Here is a 20,308-nt window from a genome sequence, read left to right as displayed (position 1 = left end):
TCTCATCTGAGGCATACTTTTGTCTCATCTGATTTAGAGGTTCCCGTGAGCCATCAAGCCGCAATCCTGGCCGGTCTGCTCGGCGTCAAGCCGAAGAACACAGAGACGACGCTTACCCTCGCCCGTTCCGTGGAGAAGGGCCTGCCGGTATCGGCGTTGGATAAATTCGCCGGCCGCGTATCGCCGCAGGACGTTCGTCACTTCACCTATCGTGTGGTGCCGAAGCCGACGCTGGAACGGCGCCGCAAGGAAAAGCAGCATCTGACGACCGAAGAGAGCGACCGGCTCGCGCGTGTCGCAAAAGTGTTCGCCTTCGGCGTCGAGGTGTTTCGCGACGAGGCCAAGGTGCGCGATTTTCTCAACCGGCCGCATCCGATGCTTGAAGACAAGACCCCGCTCGAGCTGGCCTTGGCAACAGGCCCCGGGGCGGACGCCGTCGTCAACCTGCTGGGACGTACAGCGTATAGCGGCGGCGTCTAGGCGTGCCGAAGAGCGATCGTGTCCTGACATGCTATCGCATCGGGGACCCGGACGGCGCCTACCCCGTGTACGATGCCGAGGGATCGCGCCTCTACCCGGGCCGGTGGAATACGCGTACCAGCCCGATGATCTACGCATCCGAGCACTATTCCACCGCCATGCTCGAGAAGCTGGTGCATGCCAATCTGGTGATGCCCGCCAACCAGCACTTCATCGAGATCACGATACCAAACGGCGTGTCGTATGAAGTTTTCCAAGCTGCGGCGCATCCCGGCTGGGATTCACGCAACGAAACCATCTGCAAGAGCTTCGGCCAGAAATGGTGCGAGGCGAAGCGTTCGGCGCTCCTGATCGTCCCCTCAATCCCGGCGCGGCTGGAGCGCAACTTTCTGATCAACCCGGCTCATCCGGAAACCAAGAACATCACGCACACCCTGCCCGAGCCGGTGTGGTGGGATGAGAGGCTTTATGGGAGGTAGCTAGCTCGGAGAGCGCCGGTAGCGCCCGGGCATCCACGCCACCGGCGAAGCGAGCGTCCCCCGCATTAAGCTTACGCCTTAACCAATAATTAATTATGGCTTTGCGGGCACGAAAGGCTCAGCTTAGCGTTTTGGCAATGCTGCTCAGTAACCTACGATGGGTGAGTGCCATGACCTATAGATCGACGTTTATCGCGTCTCTCAGTGCAGTCGCGCTTGTCCTTGCCGCGGGCGAGGCATTTGCCGATCCCGGCGTGGCGCGCGGCGCAGGCGTTGCGCCGTCGCGTCCGGCTTTCCCGGCATTCCCCAAATCGGGGCACCATCACCATCATCACCGGGGAGTAGGTGGTTTCTGGCCGACCGGCGGCGTTGTCTATGGTCTGTCGAATGAGGTCGACCGACCGGTCGTCGTGGAGACTCCGCCACTCAAAACATCGGACGATATCCGCTTCACGTGCGTGTACGATATTCCCTGGGATTACGTCCATCGATGTCCGCAGTTTAACACGCCTCGGCAGTAGTTTTTCGAGCTCGTCGGCCGCATAGCGAAGGCTGTTGCGACGGCGACATCCGACCTGGCGGAATGCCCATTCCGCTTGTGTCTGATCTACATTTCAAACAGCATGAGGATATGCGTCCGCATTCTCGCGGCGAGAAGCGCCCGAGCTTTGCGTCATCTAAGGACCCTCTCAATCAATAGAGGGCGCAGAGAAGACCGGGTGCTTGCTGCACCCGTGGTCTCGTGTGCGGTTGCGCATAGCAACAAGCGCACACGAGCATACAGGTACAGCGGAAACACTCCGGCCTTCCCTGCGCAGTGGCTTACGGCTTACTTTCTTCCCGGAGAACGGCTCTTTTGCCTCCGTCACCCCTGAGAAAGCTTCGCTTCTCTGGGACTTAGCGCCAGCACCGCGGCGCCCGAACCACACGACTTCGCCGTACGCTTCCTGCGCGTACGTCGAACGCGCATTCAGCGTCCACCGCATCTCACTGCACGTTCGTGACGATGGCCAACGCCCCTCATCTGCCGTGAGACGGGCGGAGTTATGCGACTGACTTGGGTGAGAACGAAAGCAGAATATTTTTGCGCAAAGGGCTGGACAGACTTTTGGTGGTTTGCCCGTCGTGCCAGTTTGTCGCACGCGCGCAAGCGAGATCGCGCTTGCAGGACAGACAAATCAGTTTGCAGCCGGAGGGTGGGCAAAGGCGCTCTTACGCCGTGCCCACCATCTATCGTCACGTACGCCCCTGCGCACTGTTCACCAGTCCGTCACGATGAGAACACCAAGCGGCTATCGATAATTATTTCCTTGCCACAACGAACGGCCGCGCGTCCTTGCCATGTGAGGCATGGCGGGCGCGCTCGATGATCTTGAATCCCGCCGCCGAAATCTCGTGCTCCAGATCTTCCGCTGACAGGTACGCCACATAGGGCGCCTTGCCAACAAGCTGCATCAAGGGCAGCGCGATGCGCAGCAGCGGATTCATTTCCTTCAGGCACGGCGTCTTGGAAATGAAGATCCCGCCGGGCCGCAGCAGCCGATGGACGCCTCGGAGCGCCGCTTCGCGCTCCGCCACCAGATGCAGAACATTGAAGCCGAAAGCGATATCGAAGGTCCCGTCCGGCCACGGCGCCGCCTCAGGCCGCACCACTTCGAACGTGGCGTTGCTGCAGCCCGCGGCCTTCGCCTTCTCGCGCGCGATCGCGATCATTTCGCCCGATAAGTCGGTCGCCACAATGCGTCCGACTGATGGCGCGAGCTTTAGCGCCGTCGTTCCCGTTCCGCATCCGAACTCGAATGCCGCTTCGTCCCCCTTGAGGTAATGTCGCGTCCGCTCGAGCGTGCGCTCATAGCCCGCCATGTCGGCGATCGGGTCGGCGGCATATTTGCGCGCAGCGCGATCCCAGAACTGAGCATCATTTGCAACACGAAACATGGCGGCTCCCCCTGCGCGGCGACTTCTAGCATATGTGAGGAAAATGGAAATGCTAACGGCAGCGCGGGCCCGCGAGGAGCGGGTTCGCGAAAGCGTAACCCGCCGTTCACGCGTTCGTCACGATGTGACAATGCGGTGGATTACGCCGGAGCCTGTCATCGGGCCGCGCCTTGCGCGGACCCGTTGGGCTCATCCGCCCTTCGAGCGGCGTTCTCATGAACCGCGCTGCCGCGAAGCCCCCAGAGGATCAGCGCAAAGGATATGATTCCCGTCGGGGCGGCTGGGTACATGACGAGTTGGATCAGCATCTCCTGAGAGTCGCTCCCACGAGCGCCGGCCGCCGCGATCGGAATGATCGAACCGCCGGCTCCCAGGAGAGCCGCGATCACGAAACCGGCGATCGTTGCAAGTGCGGAATAGATGAGAAACCAGAATGCCAGCCGTGACGGCATCGATGTGAGTTTCAGCTTCGGCCAGACCAGACCCACGGCCACAAGCAACACACCAGTGAATCCGCTGAGCGTGTGAACCGAACGGCCGAGATTGGGTGCGGCGAAATACGGCACCGCAAATCCCTGGAAGCTCGTGAAGAGGAACAGGGCCACGCCGATCTGAATCAGCCGGTGCCCTTGGACGGCCAGTGCTGTCGCGCTCATGCGTTGCTCCTTTTCGGCTGTCACCGTGATGTCTAGCGCATTCGGCTATCGCACTCCCCCTTCGCAACGAGGAGCAGATAGGACTGGAAAGCCGATGTCGAAAGATGGATCCGTGCCGATCGGGCGTAATGCAAAGAAGTGCATGAAGCGCGTCTTGATCACGGGCATGTCTGGAACCGGAAATCCTCGGTGATCCTGGCCAGCCAGGCAGCCCTTCGCCGGGAACGGCGCGCCTGCGCCGCCGTTGACCGATGTTGCCGAATACGAAGGCCGATCCAATGGCTGGTCTTGAATTCGAGATGACCTATCGCCTGCGCGTGCGCGGTCCGATGCCGGCGACGCAAGGCTCGCCCGTCGGCGAGCACATCTACTGGGAGATGAGCGAGGGCACACTGGAAGGTCCGCGTGTCAATGCGCGTATCGCGATGCCGGGCGGTGACTGGTACCGGCCGGGCGCGGATGGCTTTGGCCGGCCCGATGTCCGCGTCCAATTCATCACAGATGACGACGCGGTTATTCTGCTGCACTACACCGGCCTCGTGCAGATGAATGACGCATTTACCAAGGCCGCCGAGGCGGCCAACGCCACGCGCTTTGAAGATCACTACATGCGGATGGCGATGCGCTTCGACGCCGGCGCACCGAAGTACGCTTGGCTCAACCAACATCTATTTTTGGCCGAGGGCCGTCTCACCGGAAAACCAGATCGAGTACCGCATTTACCGCGTCACGTAATTGCTGAATGCGCCGGATTACGCCGGAGCGTGTTATCGGGTCGCGCCTACGAGCTTCCGCAGCGTCCTGCTCGATATCGCATTGCAGGATGTCAATGAAGCGATTGAAGGCACCGCAGAGCGCGCTCTGCGCGCGGATCGACGTGAGTGCCAACGGCGTCAGCCTCCCGCCATCAAATGCTTCGCCAACGCCATGTAAGCCGGCAGCGTCACCGGGTCGTTGGCGGCGTTGCCGGCGGCCGGGTGTGAGGCATAGCGGGCGATCACCATCTCGGCTTTCGGATCGATATAGATGCCCTGCCCGTGAACGCCGCGCGCCATGAAGGCACCGTGCGCGTTATGCGTCACCCACCACTGGTTCCGGTACGAGGCGCCGGGCAATGTGGTGTAGCCGGCCGGCTTGAATTTTTCGGGATCGCCGCCGCGCGCGATGTCCTCGATGACTTGAGACGGCACGATCTGGCGGCCGTTGAAGCGGCCGTGATTGCGGATCGTCTCGCCGAAGCGGGCGAGATCGCGCAGGGTGGTCGAAAGCCCGCCGCCGCCGCTTTCGGTGCCGATGCGGTCGACGTGATAATGCGCGTCCTCTTCCGCACCCATCGGAATCCAGATCCGCTCCGATAGGAGATCGGACAGCGTCATTCCGCTCGCCCGCCGGCAAATCCAGGCCAGCACGTCGGAATTGACGGTCTTGTAGGCGAAAGCCTTGCCGTGCTCGCCCTGCTTGCGCTGCACGCACAGGAAATCGAAAATATTGGTCGCGCCCTCGTAGCCCGGCTCGATCGGCGCCATGCCGTTCGCCCGCCGCAACCCAAACACGCCGGAATTCTTGTCGGTATAGACCTCGGTGTATTCGAGGCCCGTGGTCATATCCATCGCCTCATGCACGCGCGCATCGCCGAACGCGCTTGCCTTAAGCTCCGGCACATAATCCGTGATCGGCGCCTGCGGATCGATCTTGCCCTCCGCGACCAGAATGCCGGCGAGCGTGCCGGTGAAGGATTTGGTGACCGACATCGCGATGTGCGGCTTGTGCGGCTTCAGCGCACCGAAATAGCGGTCGTAGATCAATTTGCCCCGGTGCAGCACGGCGATGCCGTCGGCATAGGTTTCCTCGAGCATGCGCGCAAACGTCATGGGACGTCCGTCCATGGTGACCGAAGCGGACGCGCCGATATCATGCTCCTCGCGCGGCAGCACCGACGCGGGCCCTGCCCCGCGCCAGACATTCACGGTCGGCACTAGTTGGCGGATATTGCTCCACGCCCAGCGGAGTTCGGGAAAGCTGCGGAACGAGCCGTTCTGGAAGGTGATGGTCTTGTCCGGCGGCGGGGGAAAGCCTTGCATCCAGCCGAACGTTTCCGGATCGGTTTCGGCGGCGGTCAGGGTGGGCTGGCTGGAGGCGGTCGCGACGGACATGAAGGCTGACTCCGGAGGGATGATTGCGAAGTCGTAACATGCTGGCGCGCAATACGCAGGCGGCGTTTTCAGCAGGGGAGATCGGCGCCGCGAGCAGAGTTGTAGCCCGCATGAGCGAAGCGATATGCGGGGGAGCGGTCCCGGGTGTCGCTGCCCTCACCCGGGCTACGCTTGCTTATAGCTTGCATGAGACAGGCGCGTCAGAGGTTGTGCCGTTAAATTCAGCAACTAATCTCTACCGTCTCTAAAAATGAGTCGGCTATGGACAGCGAGGAGGAGCAGAAGCTCCCCAAGCATCACTACATTCCCGTCCTTTACCTAAAGCAGTGGGCAAAGGCCGGTGGACGCTTCACGGAATTCAGCCGCCCACCTGGACGCTCGGTAGTGGAGCCTCGAGGCACAGGTCCAAAGGGCACGGGCTTTCGACGAGGACTGTATCGACTAAAGGGAGTCTCTGGAGAGGCTGCCGAGATGGTTGAGCGGAAATTCATGGCGCAGGTTGATAACCTCGCCAAGGACGCGCTCGACATCCTTCTTGGTAACGTCCACGCGGAATGGACCCTCAAGACCCGTAGCGCTTGGTCGCGGTTCGTGAATGGGTTTCTGTTTCGTGTCCCCGAACGAGTCGCAGAGGCACAACGAGCAATCGAAGACCATTGGCTTGAGAAATACGATGAGCGCTTGGCCGAATACAACTCTCTGAAGGCGCCGGGTGATCCTGAGTTCATCGAATTCATCATCCACCAAACCGAGCGCGGGACGCTGCACTTTGTGATGAACCAGATCGACAGCGAGCGCTTAGGGAAGCACTTCAACCAGATGAACTGGTTCACGTTAGACACCACACGGGCAAGCCGACCACTCTTTACATCAGATCGTCCAATAATCATAACCAATGGGCTTGGCTACCCCAACTCACACTTGGTAATGCCAATCAGCCCGACGCGTCTATTCGCTGCGACCAACACCGAGGAAGAGGAAAACAAGCTGCGCTCAATCCCGCAGCGCGAGCTAGTCAAGATGGCCAACCGCCATGTGGTGCGGAGAGCACAGAAGTACGTTTGGAATCTCGACGATCGGGAACTCGAATTTGTGCGGAAACACATGTCGGTAGAAGCTCACATTGACCGTGAGTTTTTCCTCCGGCCGCCAAAACGAGGGAGCGATCACCCAAAAAGGGCACTACTATAGGCACTCGGTAGACGGGTCTTTGATTGTGTCATAGATTGTCAGGACAACTTATCGGGTCGCAAGGCTGAGCTAACGCATGACCGTCTGGACGCCTGAAGAACTCGCAAAACGAAATACAGATGATGTGAAGACCATCAGGGAAAACGCCGCGAAGCGTAACCGCAGTGACATTGTCGCGATGTGCGACGTCGAACTTAAAAATCGGAAGCCTATCCGAGCAAAGCCGGGAGGTGACGGAAGCGAGCGCAGAGAGGGACAGTACGTCTCTGAGTTTCACTTTGTCTGCCCTAAGGAGCAAGGCGTAACTCGGGATGCCGACGGCATGATGTGGACAGGTACTTGGGTGGTCGCGGAAGAGAACGCGATCGACGCCCAAACTCATGGCTCTCTTGTCGCTTTGCACATCAGCAAGTCTGAGCAATCATATCTTCAAGGTGAAATTCGGGGTTGGCGCAAGTCTCCCAGGCAAAAGGAATATGTTGAAGGTCAAGTTGCCAAGACCGCGTTCGGAATCGACCAATTCAGGCCTAATGGCAACCCCGTTCCATGGCAGGGTGATGCGACTGGCGAGAAAGGTTATCGTTGGGCCGAACTTCCGCCCTCCGCACCCTGACGACCCCCTACTCCCACTCAATCGTCCCCGGCGGCTTGCTCGTCACGTCGTACACCACCCTATTGACCCCCTTCACCTCGTTGATGATCCGCGTCGCGGTGGCGCCGAGGAAGCTCATGTCGAAGGGATAGAAGTCGGCGGTCATGCCGTCGGTGGAGGTCACTGCGCGCAAGCCCACGACGTACTCGTAGGTGCGGCCATCGCCCATCACGCCGACCGTTTTCACTGGCAACAGCACGGCAAAGGCCTGCCAGATCTTGTCGTAGAGGCCGGCTTTGCGGATCTGGTCGATGTAAACCGCGTCGGCGTTGCGGAGGATGTCGAGCTTTTCCTTGGTGATGTCACCGGGGCAGCGGATGGCGAGACCCGGCCCCGGGAACGGGTGGCGGCCGACAAAGATTTCGGGCAGGCCGAGTTCGCGCCCGAGCACGCGGACTTCGTCCTTGAACAGTTCGCGCAAGGGTTCGACCAGCTTCATGTTCATGCGATCAGGCAAGCCGCCGACGTTGTGGTGCGACTTGATCGTCACCGACGGGCCGCCGGTGAAGGAGACGCTTTCGATCACGTCGGGATAGAGCGTGCCCTGCGCCAGAAATTCCGCACCGCCGATCTTCTTCGCCTCCTGCTCGAACACGTCGATGAACAGGCGGCCGATGGTCTTGCGCTTTGCCTCGGGATCACTGACGCCCTTGAGCTCGCCGAGGAAAAGCTTTGAGGCATCAACATGCACCAGCGGGATATTGTAGTGATGACGGAACAAGTCGACCACCGTCTCGGCTTCGTTCAGCCGCAGCAGGCCGTGATCGACGAACACGCAGGTGAGCTGGTCGCCGATCGCCTCGTGGAGCAGCACCGCGGCGACCGCGGAATCGACGCCGCCGGAGAGGCCGCAGATCACCCTGCCCTTGCCGACCTGGGCGCGGATTTTTTCGATCGCCTCCTCGCGGAAGGCGCGCATGGTCCAGTCGCCGGTGAATCCTGCGACCTTGCGGACGAAATTGCGCAGCAGTTTGGCGCCGTCGGGCGTGTGCACCACTTCGGGGTGGAACATCAGGCCGTAATATTTGCGCTTCTCGTCCTGGATCACCGCAAACGGCGCGTTCGGCGAGACGGCGGCGACGGTAAAACCCGGCGGCATTTTGGTGATGCGGTCGCCATGGCTCATCCACACCGGATGGCGCTCGCCCATCGACCAGGTGTCGTCGAACAGCTTGCTCGCCGTCTTCACCTCGACATCGGCGCGGCCGAATTCGCGGTGGTGGCCGCCTTCGACCTCGCCGCCGAGCTGGGCGGCCAGCGTCATCTGGCCGTAGCAGATGCCGAGTACGGGGACGCCGGAATCGAAGATTTTCTGCGGCGCGCGCGGCGAGCCTTTTTCATGCACCGATTCCGGGCCGCCGGAGAGGATCACCGCTTTCGGCTTCATCTCGTCGAAGGCTAATTCGGCCTTCTGGAACGGCACGATTTCGGAATAGACGCCTTCCTCGCGCACCCGGCGGGCGATCAGTTGCGTCACCTGACTGCCGAAGTCGACAATCAGAATCTTGTCATGCGCCGAGGCCACCGAGGGCGTCGACTCGCGGGCTTTCTGTGCTGCTGTCATGGACAGGAATTACGCGACGGGACGCGGCCTCGCAACCGCGGCAACGGGCTGACCCACATTCTTTCTCGGGCATGGACAAATCGATATTAGGTAAGTATTATTGACCTAATTTGCGGAATTGTAGCGTGGGCACGCGCAGCGTGCCCGCCATTCTTGTCGAGAACCGCAGAGATGGTGGGCACGCTTCGCTTTGCCCACCTTACTGCGTCACCCCTTCTTCAGCACCGACACAAAAAATCCATCCGTGCCCGTCCTTCGCGGCGTCATCAGCCAACCCTCCGGCGATCGCAGCGCGGCCTTCGCAAAATCCTCGGCTCTGTCCCCCAGCACGCTCGCCGTCTCGTTCAATGGCTGAATCGAAAACTCGGGATGACGTGCCACGAAGGCGCGGACTTGTTCGCCGTTTTCGCTTGCCAGCACCGAGCAGGTAACATAGGCGATGCGGCCGCCGGGCTTGACCAGGCGGCTTGCGCGATCAAGCGCTTCGGCCTGGTCCTTCAAGCGAACTTCCAGCGCGCCGGGGCGCATGCGCCATTTGGCGTCGGGGTTGCGGCGCCAGGTGCCGGTGCCGGTGCAGGGCGCGTCGATCAGCACGAGATCGGCGGATGCATTGATGTCGGCCAATGGATCAGTGTCGCCCTTCGGCGCGCGAATTTCGGCGTTGTGGACGCCGGCGCGTGAGAGGCGCTCGTAGATCGGGGCGAGCTGGCGCTTGTCGCGATCCGTTGCGATCAATCGCCCCTTGCCTTGCATCATCGCGGCCAGCACCAGCGTCTTGCCGCCGGCGCCGGCGCAGAGATCGATCACCTGCTCGCCGGGCTTTGCAGCGGTGAACATCGCCGCAAGCTGCGAGCCCTCGTCCTGCACTTCGACCGCGCCCTTGATGAAATCCTCTTCCGCATGAATGCCGGGATTGCGAGCGTCGGAGCCAAGTTCGATGCGAAGCCCGATCGGCGACCAGGGCGTTGGCTTTGCTCCGAGATAGCCGAGCGACGCCAGGACTTTTTCGCGCTTGGCCTTGAGCGTATTGACGCGCAGATCGAGCGGCGCGCGGCTCGCCATCGCGGTCGCCTCCGCCACGCGGTCGTCGCCGAACACGGCGGCCAGATGCGCATCCAGCCATTCCGGATAGTCGCCGGCGATGTGCGGCGGCGCGTCGTCGAGGGTCCGCGACGTGAGCGCTGATCGTTCGGCTTCGGTCAGCGGTTCCGGCGCAAAACGCCCGCCGTCGCAGAGAGCCGATATCGCCTCGACATCAAGCTTGCGCTCGAGCTTCATCATGCCGAGCACGCGCGCCCGCGGCGTGTCGGCGGCCATCAGCCAAGCGCTCGATGCCTGCCGCCGCAGCACGTCCCAGATCAGGCCCGAAATCGCTGCGCGATCGCCCGAGCCGGCATAACGATGCGCGGTGCCCCACTCCTTCAGCGCCTTTGCCGCCGGAACGCGTTGCGCGTCGATGGTGTCGATCAGTTCGATGGCAGCGGAAAGGCGGGCAGCGGGGGTCATTCAGGGCTTTCCATAGCGTTTTCAAGCGAAGTGGGAACCGGTTCGCGTAAAGAAAACGCGTCAAACAAAGATTAGATCAGAAGCAGAAGCTTCAGCGCGAAGTAGATCCACATCACGAGCAGCACCAGCGCGCCGGCAAACCACGCCAGGCTGCGCTGCTGGATGTTGTTCGAGGTGACGAAAATGCCGGCATGGGCAAATCGTGTCACCACGAACACCCAGGACATCAGCACAATGAAAAGGTCGGCCCGGCGCAACGGCAGCGCCAGCGCGATCAGGAGGTAGAACAGCAGGGGTACTTCGAACTGATTCGAGAAGCAATTGCCGATCTGGGCGACGCGGGCCGGATATTTCGGCTGTCCCAGCGCGATGTCCTTCAGGCTGGTTTCGCGGGCCTTCACCGCCTTGGTGCGGGCCGTCACCATCCATAGCAGCAAGAAGAAAGTGAGCCCGATCAAAACAAAGACCGGCAGCAAAACCATTTGAACCGACATGAAGATCTCCCCCGAAGCCTGCCTGAGGTCCTAAAGCAATAACGAGACGCCCCTCACCTGACAAATGCCCTTAACCGGGCTCGCTTGAACCACAAGGAGAACCCAGACGACCAACTAGCGAGAATTCCGATGGTTCTGGTCTCGAACCGGCCTTGGAAAGCAATCCGCGAGCAGGCGATGAACATCACCTCCCCGATCCTGACCGGCGCCGGCCGCGCTGCCGAGTTGCCCGGCGATTCCGTGACCTCCCTGCTCCGGGCCGTCGGATTCAGCGACGGCCCCGACGGCGGCCTTGGCATCGTCATGTCGGCCTTGGCCGGCATCGCCGCGGCGCTGGCGGTCGCGATCATGCTCTCCGTCTATTTCCACAGCGGCCACCGCAGTCGCCACGATCTGCTCAAACACGGGCTTGCAGCTTCCGCGGTGCTGGTGCTGCTCGCCTTCGCGATCTCGGACATCAGGCACGCGGCGCAGGCCTATCTCGGCCTCAATCCGGCAAAGCCCGCGGTGGAATTTGAGATCCGTCTGCCGAAGGCGGCGTTGATAACCGCGGCGGACGTCCAGATCGAGCTGCTCACTGACCGGAACCAGAAACTGGCGAAGGTCCAGGAGGCGCTGGCCACCGCGCCCGACGGCCGCAGCATCTTGCGCGGAACCGTGACGCTCGATTACCGCACCACCGAGCGCATGATGGTGCTGAACCTGCCCGGCCGGGCCCAAAGCACGTTCCGCCTGCGGCTGCCGGCAAGCCCGTCGCATTCGGAGCAGTTCGGGCCGTGGCATCTGGCCGACGGCATCGTCCCCGCCAATGGCGGCACGGTGACATCGGAGATTCATGACGCCTTCGCGATCCGCTACCGCGTGCTCTGACGCCATTGAGATACGAAGATGGCGGACCGCTGGGCACATTTGCTTTGACGCCCACAACCAGCGCTCTACTGTATCCCTGACGGTCGCCGAAAGAGAGCAGCCGCGGGAGGATTGCAACTTGCGATTTCGCGACCAGGACATCGTCTTCGCCACCGGCGCCAAAGGGCAGAATATCGACATTCTCACCGCCAATCCGGTCAACTACTTCCACGTCATCAGCAATTCGGCCGAGCTGCCCAGACTTGTGATCGACGGCAAGCTGTTCCTGCCGGCCTCGGACACTCGCAAACGTAACGGGAAACTCCCGCTGGTGATGGTGGTGCCAGGCAGTCTTGGCGTTGCGCCCTCGCACCTGGCGCATGCCGAAACGATGGTCGGCGACGGCTTTGCGGCGTTTGTCCTCGACAGTTTCGGCGCGCGCGACGTGACCTCGACGGTTGCCAACCAGACGCAGTTCTCCTTTGCCGCCAGCGCCTATGACGTGCTGGCGGCCTGGATGGTGCTGTCAGCCCATCCGGAGATCGACGCATCCCGGATCGGCGCGCAGGGCCACAGCCGCGGCGGCTCGGCCGTGCTGACGGCTGCGGCGCGTCGCTTTGCCGATGCGGTGGTCGGCGCCGGCGCCGGTTTTCGAAGCGTGCTCGCCGCCTATCCCTGGAGCGGTCATCAGTTCCTCGATCCGTCCGTCGATGAAACCGAAATCCGCGTCATCATGGGCGATGCCGATGAATGGTGCTCGCCGATGCAGGTGCAGGGCCATTGCCAGGCCATCCGCCTCTCCGGCGGCAAGGCGACGATGCGGCTGATCGGCGGCGCGCAGCACAGTTTTGATCGCGGCACCGGGATCGAGAACGTCGCGGAAGCGTCCGTTTCGCCCGCCGCGCCGACGGCCTATATCGCCAATGACGGCGCCTTCATCCATCCGCTTCAGGGCGTCGCGGAGAGCAAGCTCACCGACCGCGACCTGATGATCTATGCGCTGAAGGCCGGCTATGGCCGCAAGGGCGCGAAGATCGGAAGCCGCGACGGCGATGCTGAGCTGTTCAGGGCGGACATGCTGGCGTTCTGGCGGCGGACGTTGGGGTGACGCCTGAGATCCACCATACAAATAGTCGTCATCATCCGCGAAAGCGGGCGATCCAGTATTCCAGAGACGCTGGTGATCGAATCGATAAGCCGCGGCGTGCTGGGTACCCCGCCGGAGCCTGTCATCGGGCTCACCGAAGGCGAGACCCGGTGGCGGGGGCACGACAACGGAAGGTGGGGCGGCGACGGCGACCAAGATATCGTCATCCTTCCGACGTGAGGCTCGGCTAGGATCGGGCTAAAAGGACTACTGCATGCACGAATTTCGCCTGACGCAAATTTCCGATACCCACCTCGCCCGCCGTCTGCAAAAACTCACCGACAATTTTCACCGCGTCAGCGAGCATATCGACGCGACGCGTCCCGATCTCGTCGTCAATACCGGCGATCTTGCCTTCGACGCGCCGACCAGCCCGGACGATCTCAACTTCGCGAAGGAGCTGCACGACTCGCTGCCGGTGCCGTGCCGGCATTTGCCGGGCAATCACGACGTCGGCGACAACCCGACGGAAGTCGCCCCCGCGCCGAAGGATCTGGCGACCGAGAACGAACGGCAGAACTATCTTTCCGTGATCGGCGAAGACCGCTGGCGCTTCGATGCGGCCGGCTGGTGCTTCATCGGATTGAACTCGCTGATCATCAATACCGGGATCGAGAGCGAGGCGGAGCAGTTCGGCTGGTTAGCTTCAGAACTCGGGCGTGTGAATGGCAAGCCGATCGCGCTGTTCCTGCACAAGCCGCTGTTTTTGAACGCACCTGATGACCCAGAGACTCTCGACACGGCGATCCGCTATGTGCCGCAACCGCGGCGCAGAAGCTTGATCGAAATGTTTTCGAAGGTCGATCTGCGGCTGGTCGCCTCAGGCCACGTCCACCAGCGTCGCGACTTCACCTATCGTCACACGCGCCACATCTGGGCGCCGTCGACGGGCTTCATCCTTCCCGAACGAATTCAGCCGGTCATCGGCATCAAGGAAGTCGGGCTGGTAGAGTATCGTTTCCAGCCCGACGCCCTTGAAGTCCGGCACGTCAAGGCGCCGGGACAAACCGATATTGATCTGGATTCACTGATCGGCAGGAACGCTTAGACCTCAGTACTCCCGCTCAATGTAGTAGGAGCCATCGTCCCAAGGCTGTGACGCAAATGCGCCCACACGTGGAGCCGGGTGAAACCGGTTACCGTAGTAATAGCCCGGGGGCGTGGTGGTTCTGACGCCATAGCCTCCTGTGACGTAAGCTGAGTTCGGGTGGCTATAGCCTGTCACGCCGGGCTCCTGATAGACCACTTGAGCCATCGCAGGAGTGGCCAGCATCGTAGCGGCAACCAGGCCGAGCGATAGTTTCTTGCAGTTCGTCATTTGGCTTCTCCATCAGATGTCAAAGCCAAACGACACTTTCGAAGGGACGTTCCGCCGCGCGCCTCAAGTAGCCGTGAGCTTCTTCCCTGATGGTTCCTGGAACTCGGGGCGCGCCGACCTCAAGTCTTGTCGGGCCCGACGCGTACGAGTTGCTTGCCGAAATTGGCGCCCTTCAGAAGGCCCATGAACGCAGCCGGCGCGCTCTCAAGGCCCTCGGTGACGAACTCCTTGTGCTTGACCTTGCCCTCGCGCACCCACCCCGACATGTCGCGCAGGAAGTCGCCATGGCGCGCAGCGAAATCGCTGACGATGAAACCGCGGATGGTCAGGCGCTTGGTCAATACCGCGCGCATCAGGGACGGCGCCCATTTCGGCGCCACCGCCTGCGTATCGTTATAATGCGCAATCAGGCCGCAGACCGGAATGCGCGCAAACGCATTGAGCAGCGGGAACACCGCTTCGAACACCGTGCCGCCGACATTTTCGAAATAGACGTCGATGCCTTTTGGGCAAGCATCCTTCAGCTTGGCCGCCAGATCAGGGTCGCGGTGATCAAGGCAATCGTCGAAGCCGAGTTCATTCTTGACGTAAGCGCACTTGTCCTTGCCGCCGGCAATGCCGACCGCGCGGGCGCCCTTGATCTTCGCGATCTGGCCGACCGCCGAGCCGACCGCGCCGGAAGCGGCCGCGACAACGACGGTCTCGCCCGCCTGCGGCTTGCCGATGTCGAGCAGGCCCGTATACGCCGTCATGCCGGGCATGCCGAGCACGCCGACCGCGGTCGAGATCGGCGCGATGTCAGGATCGATTTTTGCAAGACCCTTGCCGTCGGAGATCGCATGCGTCTGCCAGCCCGCGCGCGACAGCACGATGTCGCCCTTGGCGAATCCGGGATTGTTGGAGGCGATCACTTCGCTGACGGTGCCTGCTTCCATCACGCCGCCGATCGGCACCGGCTGGGCGTAGGACGGCCCCTCACTCATGCGCCCGCGCATGTAGGGATCGAGCGACAGCCAGATGGTGCGAAGGAGCACATCGCCAGCGCCCGGCGTGGGGATGGGGCAATCCTCAAGGCGGAAGTCGGAGGGTTTTGGTTCGCCGACGGGGCGCGAGGCGAGAACGATGCGTTTGCCTTGGGACATGGGTGTTTCCTCCGGTTTGGTTCTTCGTCGTTGCGAGCCACCCGGTCGGCGCGAAGCGCCGCCGGATGACAGGCTGCGCGAAGCAATCCATCTTCGTCAAGCAAAGACCGTCATTCCGGGTGATGCGAAGCATCGAACTATGGTGCCCCGGAATGACGGTGGAATAATTCCGTCTGCCGGATTATGCCCCGCCCGGATAATTCGGGCTCTCCCGCGTGATCGTCACGTCGTGGACGTGGCTTTCGCGCAGGCCCGCGCCGGTGATGCGGACGAACTGAGCCTTGGCGTGGAATTCGGCAAGGTTGCGTGCGCCGACATAGCCCATCGCGGCACGCAGGCCGCCGGCGAGCTGGTGCATAACGTTGGCGACCGGGCCCTTGTACGGCACCTGGCCCTCGATGCCTTCGGGCACCAGTTTCAGCGTGTCCTTGATGTCCTGCTGGAAGTAGCGGTCGGCCGAGCCGCGCGCCATCGCGCCGACCGACCCCATGCCGCGGTAGGCCTTGTAGGAGCGGCCCTGCCACAGAAACACTTCGCCGGGCGTCTCGTCGGTGCCGGCGAGCAACGAGCCGACCATGGCGATGTCGGCACCGGCGGCGAGTGCTTTGGCCAGATCGCCGGAATATTTGATGCCGCCATCGGCAATCACGGGAACGTCGGCCTTCTTCGCCGCTTCCACCGCATCCATGATCGCGGTGAGCTGCGGCACCCCAACGCCGGCGACGATGCGCGTGGTGCAGATCGAGCCCGGGCCGATGCCGACCTTGATCGCGTCGGCGCCCGCGTCAATCAGCGCCTGTGCGCCCTCTTTCGTTGCGATATTGCCGGCAATCACCTGCACCGAGTTGGAAAGCCGCTTGATGCGGTTGACCGCTTCGAGCACCCGCGAAGAATGGCCGTGTGCGGTATCGACCACGATCAGGTCGACGCCGGCATCGATCAGCCGCTCGGTGCGCTCAAAGCCACCCTCGCCCACGGTGGTCGCCGCTGCGACACGCAAACGGCCATGCTCGTCCTTGCAGGCGAGCGGATGCGCGACCGCCTTTTCCATGTCCTTGACGGTGATCAGCCCGACGCAGCGGTACTGGTCGTCGACAACGAGCAATTTCTCGATGCGGTGCGTGTGCAGCATCCGCTTCGCCTCGTCCTGGCTGACGTCTTCGCGAACCGTGACGAGGTTCTCGTGCGTCATCAGCTCCGAGACTTTTTGCTTGGGATTGGTCGCAAAGCGGACGTCGCGGTTGGTAAGAATGCCGATCAGCTTGCCGGGCGAATTCTTGCCGGCGCCGGTGACGACGGGAATGCCGGAAAAGCCGTGGTCCTTCATCAGCGCCAGCGCGTCCGACAGCATCGCATCGGGACCGATGGTCAGCGGATTGACCACCATTCCGGATTCATACTTCTTGACCTGCCGCACCTGGGCGGCCTGCCCCTCGGGATCGAAGTTGCGGTGGATGACGCCGACGCCGCCTGATTGCGCCATCGCGATCGCCATGCGCGCTTCGGTGACCGTGTCCATCGCCGACGCGATAATCGGAATGTTCAGCGGAATTGCGCGGGTCACGTAGGAGCGGATATCAGCCTCCGAGGGCAAGATATCCGAGAGACCGGGCTTCAGAAGCACGTCGTCGAACGTGAAGGCTTCACGGATACCCTGAAGTCCCTGCGCCATTGCCAACTCCTTTCGGCGGCTCGCCGCCGCGATCAGTTCTATGGATGAACGCCGCCTTCGGCGATGCTACCGGCATCGCCGTCGAATCGAAGCCCATCGGTGGGGTTGACGGTGGTCGATAGCATGGCAGCACGCCGAATCAAAGCGTTTGACGGCCATGCACAGACTTTTCGGGAAACGCCGCAATCCCAAGGACTTAGGGGAAGAGTTTACGGGGAAGGCCTTACGACCGGTAGCCTGGCGGCGGCCCGTGCTGACGGATCGCCTCCACCACCTCGCGGTGCCGGCGATCCTCCCGCTTCATGTGAACCGCGATCAACGCATGCGCCGACGGCACCAAGAACAGGACGTGGAAGATCAGCCCGAAAATCAGGCAAAACACGATCAGGACCAGGTTGAAGATCGCCGAAAACGGCTGCCCGTTCAGGAGCAGCCCGAGCGGCGGCAACAGCGCGGCGAGAACGTAGATCATCATGACCTCCAGCGGCTGGCGCGGTGCATACCAGCGTCACGCAGGATTTAGGTGGTTTGCCCGGTTTCGCAATGGCTTGTGTGACGGCGGGATGATACAGCGCCCTCGCCTGCCTCACTCTCCAGTCCCCCGATCCCGATGGACAAGCAACGCCTGATCCCGCTGATCGTCGCCACCGCGCTGTTCATGGAGAACATGGACTCGACGGTGATTGCGACCTCGCTGCCGGCGATCGCGGCTGACATCGGCACCAGCCCGCTGACGCTGAAGCTGGCGATCACGTCCTATTTGCTCTCGCTCGCGGTGTTCATTCCGGCCAGCGGCTGGACCGCCGATCGTTTCGGTGCGCGCATGGTGTTCTCGATCGCCATTGGCGTGTTCATGATCGGGTCGATCGGGTGCGCGCTGTCGCAGAACGTCACCCATTTCGTCATTGCCCGCATCCTGCAGGGCATGGGCGGGGCGATGATGACGCCGGTCGGGCGGCTGGTGCTGTTGCGCTCGATCGACAAAAGCTCGCTGGTCAATGCGATGACATGGGTGACAGTGCCGGCGCTGGTCGGGCCGGTGATCGGTCCGCCGCTCGGCGGCTTCATCACCACCTACTTCTCCTGGCACTGGATCTTTCTGATCAACATCCCGATCGGGCTGCTCGGCATCTTCATGGCGATGAAGTACATCGACCCGATCAAGAGCGAGGATCCCGAGCGCTTCGATCTCTATGGGCTGGTGCTGGCCGGGATCGGGCTAGCCGGCATCGCCTTCGGTCTCTCGGTCGCGGGTCTCAATTTGTTGCCATGGCCGATTGTCGCGGGCCTCGTCGCGATCGGCACCATCTCGATGACGCTCTATGTCATGCATGCGAAACGAACCGGCTCGCCGGTGCTGGATTTCTCGCTACTGCGACTGTCCACCATGCGCGCCAGCATTATCGGCGGCTTCCTGTTCCGGCTCGGCATCGGCGCGCTGCCGTTCCTGCTGCCGCTGTTGATGCAGGAAGGTTTTGGGCTGACGCCGTTCCAGTCCGGCCTGGTGACGTTTGCCTCGGCCGTCGGCGCCATGGGGATGAAGACGCTGGCCGCACGCATCATCCGCGCTTTCGGCTTCCGCTACATGATGACGATCAACGCCGTCATCAGCGCAGTCTTTCTTGCGGCCTGCGCATTGTTCACGATGACGACGCCGCTGTTGCTGATCTTCATCATCCTGGTGGTCGGCGGCTTCTTCCGCTCGCTGCAGTTCACCGCGATCAACACCGTCGCCTATGCCGAGGTCGAGCCGGCGCAGATGAGCCGAGCCACCACGCTCGTCAGCGTCAACCAGCAATTGGCGATATCGGCAGGCGTCGCCGTGGGCGCGTTCTCGGTCGAATCGACCATGCTGTACCAGCATGTCACAGAGCTGAGTGCCGGCGTATTCCCGCCCGCATTCCTCGTGGTTGCGATCATCTCGGCGGCGTCAGCATACTTCTTCTGGCAGATGCCTGACGACGCCGGCCACGAAATTTCAGGGCGCAAGGTCGTCGAGATCTCCAGCCGCAAGGGTGCGGAAAAAGCAGCGACCAAGAAGGCCGCCAGCGAAGGCACCGAGGACGCGCGGGATCAGCGGCTCGGGTAACTCGCGGCGCATTATCACGCTCAAATGCCGGATTTTCCCGTTTCTGTGCCGCACTGAACATCCTGCCCCCGTCGAGCCGATTTGAGGCCCAGCATCCGGTCAACGACCTCTCAATGACCCCTTGGCCGTTGTCCGGTTGTTCCCCGCGTCGGAGTGCGCTGCCGCACTTTGTCCGCGTTGGCAGACAGGGAAGCTTCGGCGCCAAGCGGCGGCACTTTCATGTCTTCCGTCAGGACGATGCGAGCGATTCTACGGCGCATGAGTTGGTAGCACTCGCATGTCGCCGCTTCGAGCCGCGGCCTGTCAATCTCAATCGAGCTCCGCCGATTGGATCGGATTCCACCAGACGCGCGCAGCTTGCATACGACATGCGTCACCGTCGGGCGGCGCACACCGAGCAATTCCGAAAGCGTCTGTTGCGTCAGCGGCAGGATGTCGCCGTCGGCACGATCGTGGAGTTGCAGCAACCATCTTGCCAAGCGCGCCGTCACCGAGTGCAGCGCATTGCAGGCTGCGACGTGCTGGAATTGGACCATTAGCGCCCTGGTGTGGATTTGAACCGTTCCCCTCAAGGCGCTGCTGCGTTCAAGCGCCGCCTGAAACTGTGCCGGCGAAATCTGCAATGCGGTCCCCGCCATCCGCACCACCGCCGTCATCGGAGAGCGGGAAGGCCCCAGCGTCGTCAGAACGCCCACGGCTCCTTCATTGCCAACGACGGCGGTCGCAACGGTTTGTCCGCTCGGCATATCCATCACGAAAGCGATCAGGCCGCTAAGCGGGAAATGAATCCGTTCTATTGGATCGCCCGACCGTACCAGCACGGCGTCACGTTCGAGGGTAACCAGTCGGAAATGACGCACAAGCAAATCGAGATCTGCCGGTGGCAACGCAGCTAACAATCGATTGCCAACTCTGGCCCTCTGCTCCATCACGGGAATACTCCTTCCCAGACGGAGGCGCGGCTCGCTTGCAGAGAAT

The 20,308-nt window shown here is 62.0% G+C and carries 22 protein-coding genes; 11 read left to right on the top strand and 11 right to left on the bottom strand.

Going from position 1 to position 20,308, the window contains the following annotated elements; all coding sequences use genetic code 11:
• Window positions 1-45: 45 nt before the first annotated feature.
• The 3 genes from CQ13_RS29480 to CQ13_RS43540 all read left to right on the top strand — a co-directional run bounded on the left by CQ13_RS29480 (window position 46) and on the right by CQ13_RS43540 (window position 1,480).
• Window positions 46-480 (top strand): antitoxin Xre/MbcA/ParS toxin-binding domain-containing protein, encoded by a 435-nt coding sequence (locus CQ13_RS29480; RefSeq protein WP_057846336.1) that lies wholly within the window; start codon window positions 46-48, stop codon window positions 478-480.
• Between the two features lie 2 nt (window positions 481-482).
• Window positions 483-959, top strand: a complete 477-nt coding sequence (locus tag CQ13_RS29475; protein ID WP_057846335.1) for an RES family NAD+ phosphorylase — start codon at window positions 483-485, stop codon at window positions 957-959.
• A 170-nt stretch (window positions 960-1,129) separates the two neighbouring features.
• Window positions 1,130-1,480, top strand: a complete 351-nt coding sequence (locus CQ13_RS43540; protein ID WP_156433981.1) for a hypothetical protein — start codon at window positions 1,130-1,132, stop codon at window positions 1,478-1,480.
• Between the two features lie 781 nt (window positions 1,481-2,261).
• On the opposite strand, the gene CQ13_RS29470 is transcribed toward CQ13_RS43540, so the two are convergent.
• Both CQ13_RS29470 and CQ13_RS29465 read right to left on the bottom strand, forming a co-directional pair.
• Window positions 2,262-2,897, bottom strand: coding sequence for a class I SAM-dependent methyltransferase (locus tag CQ13_RS29470; protein ID WP_057846334.1), 636 nt, complete (start codon window positions 2,895-2,897; stop codon window positions 2,262-2,264).
• A gap of 155 nt (window positions 2,898-3,052) precedes the next feature.
• A complete protein-coding gene (locus CQ13_RS29465) occupies window positions 3,053-3,553 on the bottom strand; it encodes a styrene oxide isomerase (RefSeq protein ID WP_156433980.1) in 501 nt (166 codons plus the stop codon).
• Between the two features lie 278 nt (window positions 3,554-3,831).
• On the opposite strand from CQ13_RS29465, the gene CQ13_RS29460 reads away from it, so the two are divergent.
• On the top strand, window positions 3,832-4,386 hold the full coding sequence (locus CQ13_RS29460) for a DUF3237 domain-containing protein (protein WP_197427480.1): 555 nt from the start codon (window positions 3,832-3,834) through the stop codon (window positions 4,384-4,386).
• A 60-nt stretch (window positions 4,387-4,446) separates the two neighbouring features.
• On the opposite strand, the gene CQ13_RS29455 is transcribed toward CQ13_RS29460, so the two are convergent.
• Window positions 4,447-5,706: a serine hydrolase domain-containing protein gene (locus CQ13_RS29455; protein ID WP_057846331.1), complete on the bottom strand. Its 1,260-nt coding sequence runs from the start codon at window positions 5,704-5,706 to the stop codon at window positions 4,447-4,449.
• 261 nt (window positions 5,707-5,967) lie between these two features.
• On the opposite strand from CQ13_RS29455, the gene CQ13_RS29450 reads away from it, so the two are divergent.
• Window positions 5,968-6,897 carry a DUF4238 domain-containing protein gene (locus CQ13_RS29450; protein WP_057846330.1) on the top strand — a complete coding sequence of 310 codons (930 nt, stop codon included), beginning with the start codon at window positions 5,968-5,970 and terminating at the stop codon, window positions 6,895-6,897.
• 76 nt (window positions 6,898-6,973) lie between these two features.
• Window positions 6,974-7,510, top strand: a complete 537-nt coding sequence (locus CQ13_RS29445) for a hypothetical protein (protein ID WP_057846329.1) — start codon at window positions 6,974-6,976, stop codon at window positions 7,508-7,510.
• Window positions 7,511-7,517: 7 nt separating this feature from the next.
• Here CQ13_RS29445 and guaA read toward each other — a convergent pair whose 3' ends face one another.
• From guaA to CQ13_RS29430, 3 genes are all read right to left on the bottom strand, one after another.
• A complete protein-coding gene (gene guaA / locus CQ13_RS29440; RefSeq protein ID WP_057846328.1) occupies window positions 7,518-9,113 on the bottom strand; it encodes a glutamine-hydrolyzing GMP synthase in 1,596 nt (531 codons plus the stop codon).
• Between the two features lie 207 nt (window positions 9,114-9,320).
• A complete protein-coding gene (locus tag CQ13_RS29435) occupies window positions 9,321-10,619 on the bottom strand; it encodes an RsmB/NOP family class I SAM-dependent RNA methyltransferase (protein WP_057846327.1) in 1,299 nt (432 codons plus the stop codon).
• Between the two features lie 71 nt (window positions 10,620-10,690).
• Complete coding sequence (locus tag CQ13_RS29430) at window positions 10,691-11,113, bottom strand: MAPEG family protein (protein WP_057846326.1); 423 nt, start codon at window positions 11,111-11,113, stop codon at window positions 10,691-10,693.
• A gap of 177 nt (window positions 11,114-11,290) precedes the next feature.
• Between CQ13_RS29430 and CQ13_RS29425 the strand changes: the two genes are divergently transcribed.
• The 4 genes from CQ13_RS29425 (at window position 11,291) to CQ13_RS29415 (ending at window position 14,157) form a co-directional block, all read left to right on the top strand.
• On the top strand, window positions 11,291-11,983 hold the full coding sequence (locus CQ13_RS29425) for an acriflavin resistance protein (protein ID WP_245309402.1): 693 nt from the start codon (window positions 11,291-11,293) through the stop codon (window positions 11,981-11,983).
• A 118-nt stretch (window positions 11,984-12,101) separates the two neighbouring features.
• Window positions 12,102-13,070 carry a dienelactone hydrolase family protein gene (locus CQ13_RS29420; RefSeq protein WP_057846325.1) on the top strand — a complete coding sequence of 323 codons (969 nt, stop codon included), beginning with the start codon at window positions 12,102-12,104 and terminating at the stop codon, window positions 13,068-13,070.
• A gap of 72 nt (window positions 13,071-13,142) precedes the next feature.
• Window positions 13,143-13,289: a hypothetical protein gene (locus tag CQ13_RS43535; RefSeq protein WP_156433979.1), complete on the top strand. Its 147-nt coding sequence runs from the start codon at window positions 13,143-13,145 to the stop codon at window positions 13,287-13,289.
• A gap of 34 nt (window positions 13,290-13,323) precedes the next feature.
• Complete coding sequence (locus CQ13_RS29415) at window positions 13,324-14,157, top strand: metallophosphoesterase family protein (protein ID WP_057846324.1); 834 nt, start codon at window positions 13,324-13,326, stop codon at window positions 14,155-14,157.
• Window positions 14,158-14,160: 3 nt separating this feature from the next.
• On the opposite strand, the gene CQ13_RS29410 is transcribed toward CQ13_RS29415, so the two are convergent.
• The 4 genes from CQ13_RS29410 to CQ13_RS29395 form a co-directional block, all read right to left on the bottom strand.
• Complete coding sequence (locus CQ13_RS29410; protein ID WP_057846323.1) at window positions 14,161-14,427, bottom strand: hypothetical protein; 267 nt, start codon at window positions 14,425-14,427, stop codon at window positions 14,161-14,163.
• Between the two features lie 119 nt (window positions 14,428-14,546).
• Window positions 14,547-15,569 (bottom strand): NADP-dependent oxidoreductase, encoded by a 1,023-nt coding sequence (locus CQ13_RS29405; RefSeq protein WP_057846322.1) that lies wholly within the window; start codon window positions 15,567-15,569, stop codon window positions 14,547-14,549.
• 181 nt (window positions 15,570-15,750) lie between these two features.
• Complete coding sequence (gene guaB / locus CQ13_RS29400) at window positions 15,751-17,241, bottom strand: IMP dehydrogenase (protein ID WP_057846321.1); 1,491 nt, start codon at window positions 17,239-17,241, stop codon at window positions 15,751-15,753.
• A gap of 223 nt (window positions 17,242-17,464) precedes the next feature.
• Window positions 17,465-17,713 (bottom strand): hypothetical protein, encoded by a 249-nt coding sequence (locus tag CQ13_RS29395; protein ID WP_057846524.1) that lies wholly within the window; start codon window positions 17,711-17,713, stop codon window positions 17,465-17,467.
• A 138-nt stretch (window positions 17,714-17,851) separates the two neighbouring features.
• Here CQ13_RS29395 and CQ13_RS29390 point away from each other — a divergent pair, with 138 nt between their 5' ends.
• Window positions 17,852-19,330, top strand: a complete 1,479-nt coding sequence (locus CQ13_RS29390) for a DHA2 family efflux MFS transporter permease subunit (protein ID WP_057846320.1) — start codon at window positions 17,852-17,854, stop codon at window positions 19,328-19,330.
• A gap of 110 nt (window positions 19,331-19,440) precedes the next feature.
• Here CQ13_RS29390 and CQ13_RS29385 read toward each other — a convergent pair whose 3' ends face one another.
• Window positions 19,441-20,262 (bottom strand): Crp/Fnr family transcriptional regulator, encoded by an 822-nt coding sequence (locus CQ13_RS29385; protein WP_156433978.1) that lies wholly within the window; start codon window positions 20,260-20,262, stop codon window positions 19,441-19,443.
• Window positions 20,263-20,308 lie beyond the last annotated feature (46 nt).

This window comes from Bradyrhizobium retamae (assembly GCF_001440415.1).
Lineage (GTDB): Bacteria > Pseudomonadota > Alphaproteobacteria > Rhizobiales > Xanthobacteraceae > Bradyrhizobium > Bradyrhizobium retamae.
The sequence above is the reverse complement of the archived record's forward strand: the minus strand, read 5'-3'. Positions and strand labels throughout refer to the sequence as shown.